Origin of the sequence: Kitasatospora sp. NPDC004669, assembly GCF_040609455.1 — a bacterium.
GTDB lineage: Bacteria > Actinomycetota > Actinomycetes > Streptomycetales > Streptomycetaceae > Kitasatospora.
On sequence record NZ_JBEXKB010000023.1, the window covers coordinates 79,816 to 92,587 of the forward strand.

Sequence of the window (12,772 nt, forward strand, 5' to 3'; positions counted from 1 at the left end):
GTCATCGCCGGGGGCGGGCGGCGTCGCGGGGAGTCCCGTCGACGCTGCCCGCCCGGCGGAACGGGACCCGGCGCGGGCGACCGCCCCGGACCACCGCCATGCCGAGGCCGGCGGTGATGGCCATCAGGACGGAGTCCAGGGTGGCGGCGATGGCCAGGTGCTCGGTGGCGTCGGTGTCGTCCGGGGAGCTCGGGGCTTGCGGGCCGCCCAGAGCACGATGCCGTCGATCGCCGCGTTGAGGCCGAGGAAGCCCAGGAACGAGACGGGGGAGTCGGCCTCTCCGGGCAGCTTGGGGGCGACCCGCCCGGCCGGGTCCACCCGAACGGTGATGATGTCGCCGGGCTTGAACCGCTCGGAGTTCGGCTTAAGGTCCCCGCCGGGAATGGTCGTGCCGTCGCTCGGGATGAGGGTGTACGACCTCGTCACGCCTCGGCCCGACTTCTCGACCTTCTCCTCCAGCACCACTGCGGTCACGTCTGTGCCCGAACGCAGGATCAGGTTGTGCCAGACGTCGACCCCAGCCAGGTAGGCGAAGAGGGCCGCGATGGCCATGATCCCGATCCAGCCGTGCTCGTCCTTCTTGAACTCGCGGTTCCCCACGGCATCGCGCCGCACCGCGAGCGCGACGATCATGGCAATGGGGTAGAGGAATCCCAGGAGGACGGCGAGGACCGTGCTGACGTACACGTCCACGGCGATGACGCCGAGGATGATGCCGGTCGAGACGGCGATGACGACGAGCGCGTGGCCGAGTCGGCGGCGGACGGTGCGAGTGTCCTCGTGGGACTGGGTGATCGTCAACCGAAGGCCTTCCGGATGTTGTCCCACTGCCCCGGCGGCAGGTCGTCCAGGGCCTCGTTCCGGGGCGGATAGAAGGATATGCCGCTGATCGCGGCGGCCACCGTCGGCAGCCACTCCTCCCAGTACTCGACCTGCTCGGTGGTGAAGACGGCCGCGACCACGTGGGGGCTCCACGGGTGCGGGATCAGGAACTCCGTTTGGCGCACGGTGGTGGCGGTCGACTCCGACACTCCGTAGTACGCCCCCGGCACCGGTACCGGTACGTCGCGGACGGCCACCGCCGTGCGCCCGAGCGTCAGTTCGAGCACGCCGACATCGGCCTCCGGCCGGGCGGCGGCGAGTTGTTCGGCGACCCGCTGGGGGTAGCTGCCAGGGGGACCGAGCTCCTCGGGCCGGACGAAGAGGGTGAACAAGCCGAGGACCGGTTCGCCGTCCGACGCTCGCGCCACGCAGGCGGAGAGGTGGACGGCACCCTCGCGCAACTGGGCCTGGAGTGCGGCCTCGGCGGCGACGACGAGGCTGAGCTTCTGCTCGGGAGTGGCGTCGGCGAAGACAGCGTCCAGGCCGTCGGCCATCCGCTCCATCCGATCGCCGAGGTCCTCGGTCAGGTCGACGGAGGTGAAACCGTCCGGAAGGGAGAGCCAGAGCGAGGGCCTGTCAGTGGCCATTGCCCGTTGCCCATCCGTACAGCCCGAAGGCGTTGCCCACCGCGAGGACGCCGCCGACGACCTTGGCCGGCGTACTGCCGCCCCAGGCCATGCCGGCGCCGCCCATGACGTTGGCGGCGCCGGTGGTGTTGTTCACCGCGCTGTTGAGGTCGTCGCTCGGGTTGTCGTGCGCCAGGGCGATGGCGGTCGGTGTGGTCAGGGCGAGCGAGGTGGCGGCCTGGACCCCGTCGGAGAGGTTCTGGGCCTTCTCCAGGGGAACCCCGAACTTGAGGGCCGGCTTCTCGACCGTGACCCGGAAGAGCGGGTTCTGAGGGTCGAGGTACTTGACCTTGCTGACCCCGCTGGCCACTTCGCGGGCCCCTGCCTTGGCGCCCGCGGAGGCACCCGTCTTGAAGCCCACCTTCATGGCGGTGAGCCCGCCCTTGCCCGCTGCTCCCAGCAGTGGGACGGCGCCGAGGATGTCCCCGGACAGGGTCAGGTAGTTGCCGACCTTGTCCCAGGACGGCGGCCAAAGCCCTTTCGCCCCGTACTGCGTGGCGTGCGCTCCCGCTGCGGCGAGGCTCAGGGCGACGGCGGCCAGGGCGAGCGGCGGGAAGAAGATCGCCGCGACGCCGGCGATGCTCGCTGCCACCGTCAGCAGGTCCGCACCGTGGTTCTTGAACCAGTTGCCGACCTTGTCCAGCCAGCCGGGCTCCGGCGGGGCCTTGTTGTCGGCGGCCTTACGGATGGCGTCCGCCGTCTTGTGGGCGTCGCCGCTGTGGGTGGTCTGCAGGGTGGAGCCCAGGCTCTGGAGGTGCTGCAGTTCCTCGGTGGCGCTGCGTACGGTGGCGGACGCCTCGTCGAGGTGCTTCTTCGCCGTGTTGTACCGGGTCGTGGCGGCGGCGAGGGAGGCGTCGTCGGGGAAGGTCTGGCCGGCCAGCTTGAGGTCGGGGTTGGCGGCGGCGGTCGTGTGCGCCTGGTCGGCCTCGGTCTTGTGCTGCCGGGCGGCGACCGCCTGGCGCTCCAACTCGGCGGCCTTCGGCTGGTGTTCGGTGAGCGCCTTGTACCAGGTGTCGAGTGCGCCGTAGGCGGTGGTGATGGAGTCGGAGGCGTCCCGTAGGTAGTCGGGGAGCGTGCCGAAGTTCTCGGCGAACTTGTCGGCGGCCTTGCCGGTCCACTGGCCCTGGTGGTCGGAGATCTGCGACAGGGTCGTGTGGATGCTCCCCAGGTGCCCGGCGACCCGGCGCAGGGTGGCGCTCAGATTGGTCACGGCGGTCTGGTCGCCCGGCGCCGGGTTGAAGCCGAGGCCGTCCCAGGTCGGTTTCTGGTCAGCCATCAGGCCACCTGTGGGGTGAGGGCCTTGATGATGCTCTGCTCGGTGCCGTCGTACTCCCGCTGCACCTTCTCCAGGCCCTCGACCAGCACCTTGACGGACTCGCGGACCTTGCCGAGACCGAACTCCCACTTCTCCTGGAAGTGCTTGCCGGCGTCCTCCAGGAAGTCGTACCCGAGCCCGTCGCGGCTCGCCCCCTTCAACGCTTGCAATCCCTGGTCGAGTTCGTCGCCGCAGCCCTTGAGGTCCTGACAGAGCTTGGCGAGGAACTCCGGGCTGACGGTGAAGTCGGCCATGGAACACCCCCGTGTTGCTGATCGCTGTACCGGGGAGAGGGTAACGAGGGGTTCGTGTACGGCTGTTCGGCCTTGACGGGACCCGTACGGGGTCCTGACGGGTTCCGTATGAGGCTATGTGACTGTTTGCGAGCTGGGCGTGATCACGGGTTCCGTGGAGAGGCGCTTCGAGGTTCCGTGCGTCACGTGTCAGTGCCCCTCGGGAGTATGCCGGTGATACGCGGGAGCTTGTGGTGCCCCTCAACCATGGAGGCGTTGATGATTCGTCTGTACCTTCAGATTCACCCCTGGCTGATTGGCGTAGGGATTCCCGTCGTCCTGCTCCTGATAGTCCTCGAAGCCAGGCTTGCGGCTTTCGGCAGTCGCAGGGCCGGCAGGGTTCTCGGGCGCATGTCCTCGAAGGCGTTGGTCAGAGCTGGAGAGAGGGCGGCCACGCGCTGCGATCAGCTGGATCGGACGATGAGCGAAGCAGGCACTCTGTCCAAAGACGGTTCCCTGGAACGGCTTCGGGGCGAGCTTGTGGCGTGGGAACTCGCCAAGAGAGGGCAGATCTGGGCGACGGCTCCGACGGTGCTGATCGTCTTCCCGGCTTTGGCGGGCGGGGCGGCTGTGACGGTTCACGCACTCGGTAATCCCGTTGCCTGGTGGTGGGTGTTCGCGCCCGCAGTGATTCTCGCTGCCGAGACGCAGGTGTTCCTCCGCCTTGACTCCCTGGCGTTGCGTCGAGGGCATGTCGTGGGACTCATGGCATACGCGGCGGCGGATGTGTTCACGGCTTGCGAACAGCACACTGACGAGCCGGGCCCCGCGAGCGAGCGGGAGTTGCATCGGGCGGTTGCTTCGCTGAACAGGGTTCTCCTTTCGTACGGTCGGTTCGGCTCGTACCGCAGTGCGGCGGCGCGCCGGGAGTACTTCGGGCATGCCGTTGCCATGGCAGGAAAGATCGATTCCGCTGCCAGGGACGCTCTTCGGGACCCCGCTCAAGGGCTGTTCTTGATCCACCATGTCGCGCACACGATGGCTGCTGTGGTCGAAGGGCGCCCACTTGCGCTGGTTGGTGAGGATGAGGCCGCAGAAGCGGCGCAGGGCTATCGCGAGAGGAATGACGTACGTCGGACGATCGCGGCTGGGGCGGTCTCACTGATGGTGGGCGTTTTGGTTCTGAAGGCGTTGCAGTTGAGCGGGATCGATGGCGCCGACACGCTCACACTCCCGTTGGTGGGACTGCTCATGGGTGTTCCCTTCAAGCTGATGAGGCAGTCGGCGCCCGACCTGCCGACCGTGACGAACGGAGCGTCGGAGAGTAGCCCGTGCGGCGGTCAGGCTTCTTCTGAAACAAGGGTTGATCGACGTGAGCGCTGGTGGTCACGTCTTCTGCCTCATCAGGCTCGTCGATGACGGCGCTGAGTGCTTCCGTGGAGTAGGAAGTCGGGCCCGCCGACTTCCTGGTCATCGTCGTCGGCGGACGGCGGCGCAGGCGGCGTGGGTCAGGAGGACGGTGCCGGCGCCGACGATCACGAGGAAGAGGAGGTTCGCCGCGCCGGGGTGAGCCCGGCGGAGGGGCTGGACGGCGAGTTCGGCGAGGGCGGCGCTCGTCAGGACGGCGAGGGCGGCGCCGAGGACGGCGAGGGCGGTGGGCCGGTGTACTCGGGGCGGGTGGTCCACTCGATGCCGCCGCGCAGAGGGCGGAGGTAGTAGCGGCCGCCGATGACGTCCATGAGGATGCCGGTGCGCCCGGTTCTGCGGTCGTGGAGCACGTCGCCGGGGCGGGGCGTGCTGGGGGTCGGCGTGTTCATCGATTGTCGTCACCGCCGATCCAGGGGGCGATCTCGCGCAGGCGGCGCAGGCGGAGGATGCCCTGGTAGGAGAGGGTAACCAAGTCGCCCTGCACCTCGACGACTTCGGCTGGGACGAGGGGTGCTCCCGGTGTGGTGATCTGCCACTCGGCGGGGGTCATGGTGACGGTCGCCCCGACGGCGGGCACCCACGGATGTCGCGCCCGCCGGGTGCGCACGCCGTCGCGGATGACGTCGACGAGCTGGACGATGACGTCGGGCCGGGCGGCGCCGAGGTCGATGAGCGCACCCGGCGGGCGCCGCGCACTGCCAATCGACGGTGGCGGAAGGCAGTTTGACGTCGGCGGCCGCGAGCGTGGCGATCAGGTCGTCGTATGCGTCGGCCGCCTCGCGGCGGCTCTGGGCGGTGAGTCTGCGGAAGACGGATCCCATGGCGATCACTCCTTGGGGAGGCGCGAGCGGGTCGGGGCATGGATGGTCGGCGCACAGGATGAGTGCTGTGCGTAGTCGTTCCGACACGGAAAGCATGGCAGTGAAGGGTCGCCGTGCGCGACTCGCTCGCGAAAATTTCGCGAGGTGAATTCATGTTCGACGGAGCGTTCCTGGCTGCGGCGCGCTCCGCCTCGGCTATCGTCGGCCTCGTCCAACCCATGGCTCCACTGCCGCCGGGCCGTCAGGCGCGGTGGCAGGCCGATCCGAGGAGCAGGTAACGCACATGGCCGGAAGCAACGACCTGGGCTCGCCCACACTGTGCCGACTCAAACTGAGACTCGAACTCCGTGCGCTGCGCGAGGAAGCCGGCATGACGTCCATCGATGTTGCGAAGACGGTCAAGTGGTCCGCCGCCAAGATGACCCGGCTGGAGACCGGCGACGGCTGGGTGCAGCCCACGGACGTCGAGGCGTTGTGCCGGCTCTACGGCGCGAGCGCGGAACAGACCGAACTGCTCGCCGCGTACGCGCTGGTGACGAAGACGCACAAGGACGAGTGGAAGAGCAAGGAGTACCAGCAGGTCATCCTGCCTGGATTCTCGGCGTACTTGGGGCTTGAGGGTGCCGCCTCGCAGGTGCGGATCTACGAGTCGGAGTATGTGCCGGGATTGCTACAGACCGAGTCGTACATGCGCGAGCTGCTTCGGCACACGCGTCGACCGCAGGAGGAGATCGACCGGCAGATCGAGATCAGGCTCAAGCGCCAGGCGGTTCTCACGCGGGAGGCTGATCCCGCTCGGCTCGGTGCGGTCGTCAACGAGGCGGTTCTCCGGCGTGTGTTGGGCAATGCCGAGCTGATGCGGGAGCAGTTGGACCACATGGCGAAGCGTGCCACGGAGGCCAACATCAAGCTTCAGGTTGTGCCCTTCACGGCTGGGTTCCATCCTGCTATGACGGGCTCGTTCACGGTGCTGAGCTTTGAGGATCCGAAGGTCGGTCCGATCGTGCATATTGAGGCACTCGGTTCGGCGACGGTGATAGGTGATCGTGAGCGCGTTCGAGGCTACGAGGACACGTGGGCCGATCTGATCGGCACGGCGGCCAGCCACGATCGGTCGATCAGCATGCTCAAGCAAGCAGCCAAGGAGATGTGATGCACCCATTGCATGACGAGGAAGTCGGTTGGTTCAAGTCCAGTTACAGCAGCGAGCAGGGCGGGGCCTGTGTAGAGGCGCTGCGGCTGACCCCGGGGATCGCAATCCGCGACTCGAAGGACAAGAGCGGCCCGAACCTCCGGTTCACCGCTGAGGCGTGGCAGAGCCTCGTCGCGGGCATCAAGGCCGGCGAGCTGGCCTAGTTCGGAGCGTGGGCGGCTCCGGTTCGGCCGGAGCCGCCCACTGCCTCAACGCACTTCCTCGTGGTCCAGGGCGTCCAGGGTGGCCGGGTCGAGGGCGGTCGCGGGCTCCGGGGAGAGGTGTTCGTGCCAGAGCTCGATCTGTATCCGGCGGAGGCCGAAGTTGAAGGCCCAGCTGTCGTCGTAGAGGACCTCTCCGCCTCGCTCGTACAGGAGGATGAGGGGCTCGAACGGGTCCGGAAGGTCCGGAAGTCGCACCCCCGGTGTGTCCCGCAGGGTCGCCCACCGTACGGCCGCGCGGCAGACGAGCTCGGCTGAGACGCCGTCGACGTTCTCCTCGATGTACTTCTCAAGTTGCTCGGCCGTCGCGGGGGCCACCAGGACTTCCGGGGCCAGGGCCCCCGCGATGTCGAAGTAGGGCCATCGCGGTGGACCGCCCAGTACCTCCGCCCAGAGCGCGGCCCGGCGGAGGTACTCGACCATCAGCCGGGACCGGGAGGCCGCATGCGTGTTGTGGCCCACCGGGTGGGTCCAGCCGATGGCGGCCAGGCGTTCCATGACCGTGTTGGTGAGACTTGTGTTCATCGGTGTGCACTCCGGGGCGCCTTCAGTCGGCTGCGTTCTGCTTCGCACGGTGGAAGCGGGCCCAGCCTTCCGCGTCGACCGCGTCGAGGACTTGGCCGTCCAGTTCGATGACCGGGGTCAGGGACAGGTGCTTCCGCCAGTTGCTGCGAGGCACCATGATCATGCCGAAGTCGATGAAGCCGTTGGTGAAGCGGAAGCTGGAGCCGCCGCGTTCATAGAGGCGGAGCAGAGGCTCGAACGGGTCTGGCAGCGGGCGCAGTTGCACCCCGGGAGCGCTGGTCAGGGCGGCCCACTGAACGGCGGCTGCGCCGCTGTCCATGGCGTATGACGAGCAGGAGGCTTCGTCGATGAATCCCTGGATGTCCGCGATCACCGCCGGGTCGGCACGGACGGAGGGGTCCACGATCTCCGCAAGGTCGAAGAAGGGCCACATTTGAGGCTCTCCGTAGGCGTTGAGCCAGAGCGCGGCTCGCCGGAAATACTCCTCCATCAGCGCAGCGCGTGAATAGCCCCTTTCGATGGCCTCGCCAGGCGACTTCCAATTGATGGCCTTGAGACGATCGACCATCGACTGCACAACATCGGAACTCACTTGCGGTCGTGACCTTTCGCGCGAGCGCTCGGGTGGTTCGGAACGTCGGCGGCTCCGGCTGCGCCGGAGCCGCCGATGAAGGCACTTTCAGTCTGCTGTGGTCTATTACCAGCGGTCGACGTTGGCCCGTTCGTACTCGCGGTCCAGGGCGTCCAGAGTGGCGGGGTCGAGCGCGGTCGCGGGCTCCGCGGAGAGGTGATCACGCCAAGGCGTGATCCGCACGGCTCGGCCGCCGAAGTTGAAGGCCCGGCTCTCGTCGGCGATGACCTCCCCGCCTTGCTCGTACAGGAGGATGAGGGGCTCGAACGGGTCCGGAAGGTCAGGCAGTCGCACTTCGGGTGTGTCCCGCAGGGTTGCCCACCGTACGGCCGCGCGGCAGGCGTTCTCGGTCTCGATCCCGCCGACGTTGCCCCAGGGGGCCCCGTCCTCCGCGAGGCTCTTCTTGAGCTTGTCGAGCGCGTCCTTGAGCGCCTTGCTCTGGGTCTCGAAGGTCGGCGCGGCGTCCTTCAGGTCTCCCGGCCGGAGCTTGAACTCCGGGCCGCCGGCTTTCGCTGCGTCATCTCCCATGGCGTCATCCCCCGTGCTGGCTGTGCGTTGAGAAAGAGCGAAGGGAAAGATGCGTGGGGGAGCGGTTGGGTTGCGGGTTACGGAGTGACCTGGGTCACGAGGGTGGGGGAGTCTTGCGACGGCTTGGGCCTGTGCACGGACCAGAGCAGGATGCCGTCGATCAGCACGTTGCAGCCGAGGAACACCAACAGGTAGCCGGTGGAGCCGACTTCGCCGGGGAGCTTGGGTGCGACCCGCCCGGCCGGGTCCATCCGGACGGTGATCACGTCGCCGGGCTTGAACCGGGCGGAGCCCTCGTCGAGGTCGCCGCCGGGGACCTCGTCGGCCAGCTCTGTTGAAGCGAGGGTATACGCACGCCCACTGCCGCGGTCGGTGACCTTCTCCTTGAGGACCACGGCTTGCACGGTCCGGCCCGAGCCCAGGATCGCGTTGGTCCAGGCGACGGAACCCGACAGATACGCGGCAAAGGCGACGGCGGCGATGCCCGCGCCCCATCCGAACATCCGCTTCTGGAACGCGGGGTTGCAGTCGGCGTCGCGTCGTATGACGAGTGCGAGGAACATGACCACGGGGTAGACGAATCCCGCAGTGGTGGCGAGGAACGAGTTGACGTACACGTCCAGCGCCATGACGCCGATGAGGATGACGGTGGAGAGGGCGATGAGGGCCAGTGCGCCGCCGAGGCGACGGAGCCCGTTGCGCGTGCCCTGAACGGGCTGGGCGGCCGTCAACCGAAGGCCTTCCGGATGTTGTCCCACTGCTCGGGCGGCAGGTTGTCCAGCGCCTCGTTGCGGGGCGGGTAGAAGGAGATGCCGTTGATCGCGGCGCCGAACACCGGCAGCCAGTCCTCCCAGTGCTCGACGTTCTGAGTGGTGAAGACGGCCGCGAGCACGTGGGGGCTCCACGGGTGGGGGATCAGCACTTCGAGCTGACGGACGGTGATGGCGCCCGAGCCCGGCAGGCCGTAGACAGCCCCGGAGACGGGGACGGTGAGGTCACGGGCGACCACGGCGGTGCGGCCGGGGGTGAAGTCGAGGATAGCGACGTCGGCGTCCGGCCAGGCGGTGGTGAGTTGTTCGGCGGCGCGCTGGGGGTACGTGCCTCGGGGCTCCAAGTCCTCCTGACGGAGGAAGAGGCTGAGCATGCCCTGGGCGATCATGCCTTCCTCGGTCGGCACCAGGCAGTTGGAGATGTGGACCGCGCCCTCGCGCAACTGCGCCTGGAGGGCGGTCTCGGCGGCGATGGTGATGCTGAGCTTCCGCTCCGGGCTCACGTCCGCGAGCGTGTCGAGCCCGTCCACGATGCGGCACATCCGGTCGCCCGGGTCCTCGGCCAGATCGATGGCGGTGAATCCGTCGGGCAGGGACAGCCAGAACGACGGGGCATCGGTGTCGACGGTCACTGGCCCGCTCCCCACGCGCCGGTCGCGACCGCGCTGCCCAAGCCGAGTAGGCCGGGCACGATTCGGCTCTTGCCGCTGCCGCCGATGACGCCTCCGGCGCCGTTGATCACGTTGCCGCCGCCGGTGGTGTAGTTCACCGCCGCGGTCAGCCCCGGGCCGGCGTTGTCCTGGGTGAGGCCGTACGCGGTGGGCGCGGTCAACGCCGCGGTGCTCGCGGCCTGCACGCCGTCGGAGATGTTCATCGCGGTGGCCTTCGAGAGCCCGAGCCTGACGGCGGGTTTCTCGACCGCCGTGGTGAAGATCGGGTTGGCCGGGTCGATCGCCCTCGCTGCGGCCCGGACCTCGGTGGCACCGACGCCCACCGAGGCCTTGACGCCGGTGCCCGCGGCCCGGGCGGTCTTGATCGCGGTGAATCCGCCCTTGACGACGGCCCCGCCGGGAAGCGCGCCGAGGAGGTCCCCGGCCACGGTCAGGTCGTTGCCCAGGTTCGCCATGCTGGTCGGCAGCAGCCCTTTGAAGCCGTACTGCCGCGCGTGGGCGCCCGCCGCCGCGACGCTCAGCAGGATCGCGGGCAGGGCGAAGGCGGGGAAGAAGATCGCCGCGATACCGCAGGCCGCAGAGGCCACCGTCAGCAGGTCAGCGCCGTGGTTCTTCAGCCAGTTGCCGACTTTGCTGAGCCAGCCCGGCTCCGGTGGGGCCTTGCTGTCGGCGGCCTTGCGGATGGCGGTGGCGGTCTTGCGGGCGTCGGACTTGTGGCTCTCGGCGAGTTCATGGGCCTGGCTCTGCAGGCCGGTGAGGGTCGCGGTGGCGCTGTTGACCAGCTTGGCGGCCTGGTCGAGGTGGTTCCTGGCGGTGTTGTAGCGCTGTTCGGCGGCGGCGAGTGAGGCGTCGTCGGGGAAGCTCTTGCCGGCCAGTGCGAGGTCGGGGGCGGCGGCCGCGGCGCGGTGGGCCTGTTCGGCCTGCTCTTTGCCCTGCTTGGCGGCGATCGCGGCGCGGGCCAACTCGGCGGCCTTGGGCTGGTGTTCGTTCAGCGTCTGGTACCAGGTGTCGAGGGCCTGGTAGGCGGCGGTGATCGAGTCGGCGGCGTCCTGCAGGTAGCCGGGGAGCTTGCCGAACTGGGCGGCGAAGGCCTTGGCGGCGTCGCCGGTCCACTGGCCCTGGTTGTCGGAGATCTGGGAGAGCGTGGTGTGGACGCCGGTCAGGTGCTGGGAGACCCGGCGCAGGCTGCCGCTGAGGCCGGCCACGGCGGCGGGGTCGCCGGGGGTGGGGTTGAAGCCGAGGCCGGACCAGTCGGGCTTGGGATCGGTCACGACTGCCCCGCCGCCGGGGTGAGGGCCTTGGTGATGCTCTTCTCGGTGCCGTCGTAGGACTGCGCGACCTTGTCCAGGCCGTCGTCGAGGACCTTGACGCACTCGCGGACCTTCTTGAGGCCGTACTCCCACTTCTCCTGGAAGTGCTTGCCGGCGTCCTCCAGGAAGTCGAAGCCGAGCCCGTCGCGGCTCGCCTCCTTGAGTGCTTTCAGCCCCTGGTCGAGTTCGTCGCCGCAGCCCTTGAGGTCCTTGGCGAGCTTGGCCAAGAACTCGGGACTGACCGTGAATTCGGCCATTTCTCCCCCGATGCGTCGGTTGTCGGACCGGCCGAGCATAACCCCGGTTGGTCCGTGGGCGATTCGTCGTACAGGCTTCCACCCGGATGCGGTACGGGTTCCTCACCGGCGGGGAGGAGGCGTGCGGGGTGCGGCGCCGTCAGGGCGTCAGCGGCACTGGGACGTCACCGGTGGCGGGGCGTCAGCGGCGCCAGAAGCCACGCTTCTTCGGGGCGGCGAGGTAGTGGTGGGGCCTTGGGTTCGCCATGGGGGACACGGTAGCGAACGGGCCGGAGTGGGAGGTCGGTGCACCCGACGTTCCACCCCGGCCCTACGGTCGATCGGTTGACGAACAGTCAGTGGCTGCCCTTGAGGTTGAGCACGACCACCCCGACGATCACCAGCGCGAGCCCCAGCCACTGCAGCCTGCCCAGCGACTCGCCGAAGGCGACCACGCCGATCCCGGCGACCGCCGCCGTCCCGGCGCCCGACCAGACCGCGTACGCGACCGAGACCGGTATGTGCTTGAGGGCTCGGCCGAGCAGGAAGAAAGAGAGCGCGTAGCCGATCCCGACCCCGATGCTGGGCCAGAGGCGGGTGAACCCCTCGGTGAGTTTGAGGCAGCTGGTGGCGCAGACCTCGCTGATGATGGCGAGGGCGAGCAGGAGGTAGGACATGTCGCTGTCAAACCGCCGGGGCGGCGCAGAGCTTCCCGAGCAGCGCGAGGTCGACCTGTTCCAGGCTGGTCAGCAGGGTGATCCGGTCGCCGGCCGGCATCGGGACGGCGGTGGACGGAACGGCGAGCACCACGCAGCCGGCCGCGGTGGCGGAGGCGACGCCGGTCGGGGTGTCCTCGACGGCGACGCAGGCGGCCGGGTCCAGGCCGAGCCGCTCGGCGGCGGCCAGGTACGGGTCGGGCGCGGGCTTGGTGCGGGCGGTGTCCTCGGCGGCCAGGGTGACCTCGAACCAGTCGCGGCCGATCGCCGAGAGCACGAGGTCGACCACCCGGCGCGGGGAGGCGGAGACCAGCGCGGTGGGCACCCGGGCCTCGCGCAGCGCGGCCAGCAGGGCGAGCGCGCCGGGGCGCGGCACCGTCTCGGCGGCGACCTTGGCGGCGAAGGACTCCTCCAGCCGGGCGGCGAGTTCGGCCTCACTGAGGGCGGTGCCACTGACCTTGTGCAGGTGGGCGGCGGTGTGCTCGACGGCCTGGCCGAGCACCTCGGGAGCGTCCTGGTCGGTGAGCGGGCGGTTCAGCTCCTCGGCGAGCTCGGCGGAGGCCTGCCACCAGAGTTGCTCGGTGTCGACCAGGGTTCCGTCCATGTCGAAGAGGACGGCGGAGGGGAGTGCGGATACGGATTCAGGCATGGCGGTACCTTCGGTGCT

Annotated in this window: 20 protein-coding genes; 3 read left to right on the forward strand and 17 right to left on the reverse strand. The window is 69.0% G+C overall.

The features are described from left to right. Window position 1 precedes the first annotated feature (1 nt). The 5 genes from ABZW30_RS20790 to ABZW30_RS20810 are packed head-to-tail and all read right to left on the reverse strand — an operon-like array spanning window position 2 to window position 3,077. Window positions 2-124 (reverse strand): hypothetical protein, encoded by a 123-nt coding sequence (locus ABZW30_RS20790; protein WP_355672600.1) that lies wholly within the window; start codon window positions 122-124, stop codon window positions 2-4. After that, window positions 124-801 carry a hypothetical protein gene (locus tag ABZW30_RS20795; RefSeq protein WP_355672601.1) on the reverse strand — a complete coding sequence of 226 codons (678 nt, stop codon included), beginning with the start codon at window positions 799-801 and terminating at the stop codon, window positions 124-126. The genes ABZW30_RS20790 and ABZW30_RS20795 overlap by 1 nt, the downstream gene beginning before the upstream one ends. Next, the gene (locus tag ABZW30_RS20800) at window positions 798-1,469 is read right to left on the reverse strand and encodes a hypothetical protein (protein ID WP_355672602.1); all 672 of its coding nucleotides are present in this window, start codon (window positions 1,467-1,469) and stop codon (window positions 798-800) included. The genes ABZW30_RS20795 and ABZW30_RS20800 overlap by 4 nt, the downstream gene beginning before the upstream one ends. Further along, entirely contained in the window at window positions 1,459-2,784 is a 1,326-nt protein-coding gene (locus ABZW30_RS20805; protein WP_355672603.1) for a putative T7SS-secreted protein, read from the reverse strand. The genes ABZW30_RS20800 and ABZW30_RS20805 overlap by 11 nt, the downstream gene beginning before the upstream one ends. Further along, on the reverse strand, window positions 2,784-3,077 hold the full coding sequence (locus ABZW30_RS20810) for a hypothetical protein (protein ID WP_355672604.1): 294 nt from the start codon (window positions 3,075-3,077) through the stop codon (window positions 2,784-2,786). The genes ABZW30_RS20805 and ABZW30_RS20810 overlap by 1 nt, the downstream gene beginning before the upstream one ends. Window positions 3,078-3,335: 258 nt before the next feature. On the opposite strand from ABZW30_RS20810, the gene ABZW30_RS20815 reads away from it, so the two are divergent. Beyond that, complete coding sequence (locus ABZW30_RS20815; RefSeq protein ID WP_355672605.1) at window positions 3,336-4,475, forward strand: hypothetical protein; 1,140 nt, start codon at window positions 3,336-3,338, stop codon at window positions 4,473-4,475. 51 nt (window positions 4,476-4,526) lie between these two features. Here ABZW30_RS20815 and ABZW30_RS20820 read toward each other — a convergent pair whose 3' ends face one another. The 3 genes from ABZW30_RS20820 to ABZW30_RS20830 are packed head-to-tail and all read right to left on the reverse strand — an operon-like array spanning window position 4,527 to window position 5,061. Then, window positions 4,527-4,742, reverse strand: coding sequence for a hypothetical protein (locus ABZW30_RS20820; protein WP_355672606.1), 216 nt, complete (start codon window positions 4,740-4,742; stop codon window positions 4,527-4,529). After that, complete coding sequence (locus ABZW30_RS20825; protein WP_355672607.1) at window positions 4,673-4,873, reverse strand: hypothetical protein; 201 nt, start codon at window positions 4,871-4,873, stop codon at window positions 4,673-4,675. Before ABZW30_RS20825 ends, ABZW30_RS20820 begins: the two co-directional genes overlap by 70 nt. Then, window positions 4,870-5,061 (reverse strand): hypothetical protein, encoded by a 192-nt coding sequence (locus tag ABZW30_RS20830; RefSeq protein ID WP_355672608.1) that lies wholly within the window; start codon window positions 5,059-5,061, stop codon window positions 4,870-4,872. Before ABZW30_RS20830 ends, ABZW30_RS20825 begins: the two co-directional genes overlap by 4 nt. A gap of 527 nt (window positions 5,062-5,588) precedes the next feature. Between ABZW30_RS20830 and ABZW30_RS20835 the strand changes: the two genes are divergently transcribed. Both ABZW30_RS20835 and ABZW30_RS20840 read left to right on the forward strand, forming a co-directional pair. Next, entirely contained in the window at window positions 5,589-6,458 is an 870-nt protein-coding gene (locus ABZW30_RS20835; RefSeq protein WP_355672609.1) for a helix-turn-helix transcriptional regulator, read from the forward strand. Beyond that, complete coding sequence (locus tag ABZW30_RS20840) at window positions 6,458-6,661, forward strand: DUF397 domain-containing protein (protein WP_355672610.1); 204 nt, start codon at window positions 6,458-6,460, stop codon at window positions 6,659-6,661. The genes ABZW30_RS20835 and ABZW30_RS20840 overlap by 1 nt, the downstream gene beginning before the upstream one ends. 45 nt (window positions 6,662-6,706) lie before the next feature. On the opposite strand, the gene ABZW30_RS20845 is transcribed toward ABZW30_RS20840, so the two are convergent. The 9 genes from ABZW30_RS20845 to ABZW30_RS20885 all read right to left on the reverse strand — a co-directional run bounded on the left by ABZW30_RS20845 (window position 6,707) and on the right by ABZW30_RS20885 (window position 12,754). After that, window positions 6,707-7,243, reverse strand: coding sequence for a hypothetical protein (locus tag ABZW30_RS20845; protein ID WP_355672611.1), 537 nt, complete (start codon window positions 7,241-7,243; stop codon window positions 6,707-6,709). A gap of 22 nt (window positions 7,244-7,265) precedes the next feature. Next, the gene (locus ABZW30_RS20850; protein ID WP_355672612.1) at window positions 7,266-7,835 is read right to left on the reverse strand and encodes a hypothetical protein; all 570 of its coding nucleotides are present in this window, start codon (window positions 7,833-7,835) and stop codon (window positions 7,266-7,268) included. Window positions 7,836-7,940: 105 nt separating this feature from the next. Beyond that, a complete protein-coding gene (locus ABZW30_RS20855; RefSeq protein ID WP_355672613.1) occupies window positions 7,941-8,402 on the reverse strand; it encodes a hypothetical protein in 462 nt (153 codons plus the stop codon). A gap of 77 nt (window positions 8,403-8,479) precedes the next feature. Next, window positions 8,480-9,133, reverse strand: a complete 654-nt coding sequence (locus ABZW30_RS20860) for a hypothetical protein (RefSeq protein ID WP_355672614.1) — start codon at window positions 9,131-9,133, stop codon at window positions 8,480-8,482. After that, on the reverse strand, window positions 9,130-9,804 hold the full coding sequence (locus tag ABZW30_RS20865; protein ID WP_355672615.1) for a hypothetical protein: 675 nt from the start codon (window positions 9,802-9,804) through the stop codon (window positions 9,130-9,132). The genes ABZW30_RS20860 and ABZW30_RS20865 overlap by 4 nt, the downstream gene beginning before the upstream one ends. Next, entirely contained in the window at window positions 9,801-11,114 is a 1,314-nt protein-coding gene (locus ABZW30_RS20870) for a putative T7SS-secreted protein (protein ID WP_355672616.1), read from the reverse strand. The genes ABZW30_RS20865 and ABZW30_RS20870 overlap by 4 nt, the downstream gene beginning before the upstream one ends. After that, window positions 11,111-11,410, reverse strand: coding sequence for a hypothetical protein (locus tag ABZW30_RS20875; RefSeq protein ID WP_355672617.1), 300 nt, complete (start codon window positions 11,408-11,410; stop codon window positions 11,111-11,113). The genes ABZW30_RS20870 and ABZW30_RS20875 overlap by 4 nt, the downstream gene beginning before the upstream one ends. Window positions 11,411-11,745: 335 nt before the next feature. Then, window positions 11,746-12,066, reverse strand: a complete 321-nt coding sequence (locus ABZW30_RS20880; protein WP_355672618.1) for a multidrug efflux SMR transporter — start codon at window positions 12,064-12,066, stop codon at window positions 11,746-11,748. A gap of 7 nt (window positions 12,067-12,073) precedes the next feature. Continuing rightward, window positions 12,074-12,754 (reverse strand): HAD family phosphatase, encoded by a 681-nt coding sequence (locus tag ABZW30_RS20885; protein WP_355672619.1) that lies wholly within the window; start codon window positions 12,752-12,754, stop codon window positions 12,074-12,076. Window positions 12,755-12,772: the final 18 nt, after the last annotated feature.

What these genes read in the sequence shown, in the direction of transcription:
- ABZW30_RS20805 (WP_355672603.1), bottom strand. Translation starts at nt 2,784, where the DNA reads ATGGCTGACCAGAAACCGACCTGGGACGGCCTCGGCTTCAACCCGGCG.
- ABZW30_RS20810 (WP_355672604.1), bottom strand. Translation starts at nt 3,077, where the DNA reads ATGGCCGACTTCACCGTCAGCCCGGAGTTCCTCGCCAAGCTCTGTCAG.
- ABZW30_RS20825 (WP_355672607.1), bottom strand. Translation starts at nt 4,873, where the DNA reads ATGAACACGCCGACCCCCAGCACGCCCCGCCCCGGCGACGTGCTCCAC.
- ABZW30_RS20835 (WP_355672609.1), top strand. Translation starts at nt 5,589, where the DNA reads ATGGCCGGAAGCAACGACCTGGGCTCGCCCACACTGTGCCGACTCAAA.
- ABZW30_RS20845 (WP_355672611.1), bottom strand. Translation starts at nt 7,243, where the DNA reads ATGAACACAAGTCTCACCAACACGGTCATGGAACGCCTGGCCGCCATC.
- ABZW30_RS20840 (WP_355672610.1), top strand. Translation starts at nt 6,458, where the DNA reads ATGCACCCATTGCATGACGAGGAAGTCGGTTGGTTCAAGTCCAGTTAC.
- ABZW30_RS20800 (WP_355672602.1), bottom strand. Translation starts at nt 1,469, where the DNA reads ATGGCCACTGACAGGCCCTCGCTCTGGCTCTCCCTTCCGGACGGTTTC.
- ABZW30_RS20815 (WP_355672605.1), top strand. Translation starts at nt 3,336, where the DNA reads ATGATTCGTCTGTACCTTCAGATTCACCCCTGGCTGATTGGCGTAGGG.
- ABZW30_RS20880 (WP_355672618.1), bottom strand. Translation starts at nt 12,066, where the DNA reads ATGTCCTACCTCCTGCTCGCCCTCGCCATCATCAGCGAGGTCTGCGCC.
- ABZW30_RS20875 (WP_355672617.1), bottom strand. Translation starts at nt 11,410, where the DNA reads ATGGCCGAATTCACGGTCAGTCCCGAGTTCTTGGCCAAGCTCGCCAAG.
- ABZW30_RS20790 (WP_355672600.1), bottom strand. Translation starts at nt 124, where the DNA reads ATGGCCATCACCGCCGGCCTCGGCATGGCGGTGGTCCGGGGCGGTCGC.
- ABZW30_RS20855 (WP_355672613.1), bottom strand. Translation starts at nt 8,402, where the DNA reads ATGGGAGATGACGCAGCGAAAGCCGGCGGCCCGGAGTTCAAGCTCCGG.
- ABZW30_RS20885 (WP_355672619.1), bottom strand. Translation starts at nt 12,754, where the DNA reads ATGCCTGAATCCGTATCCGCACTCCCCTCCGCCGTCCTCTTCGACATG.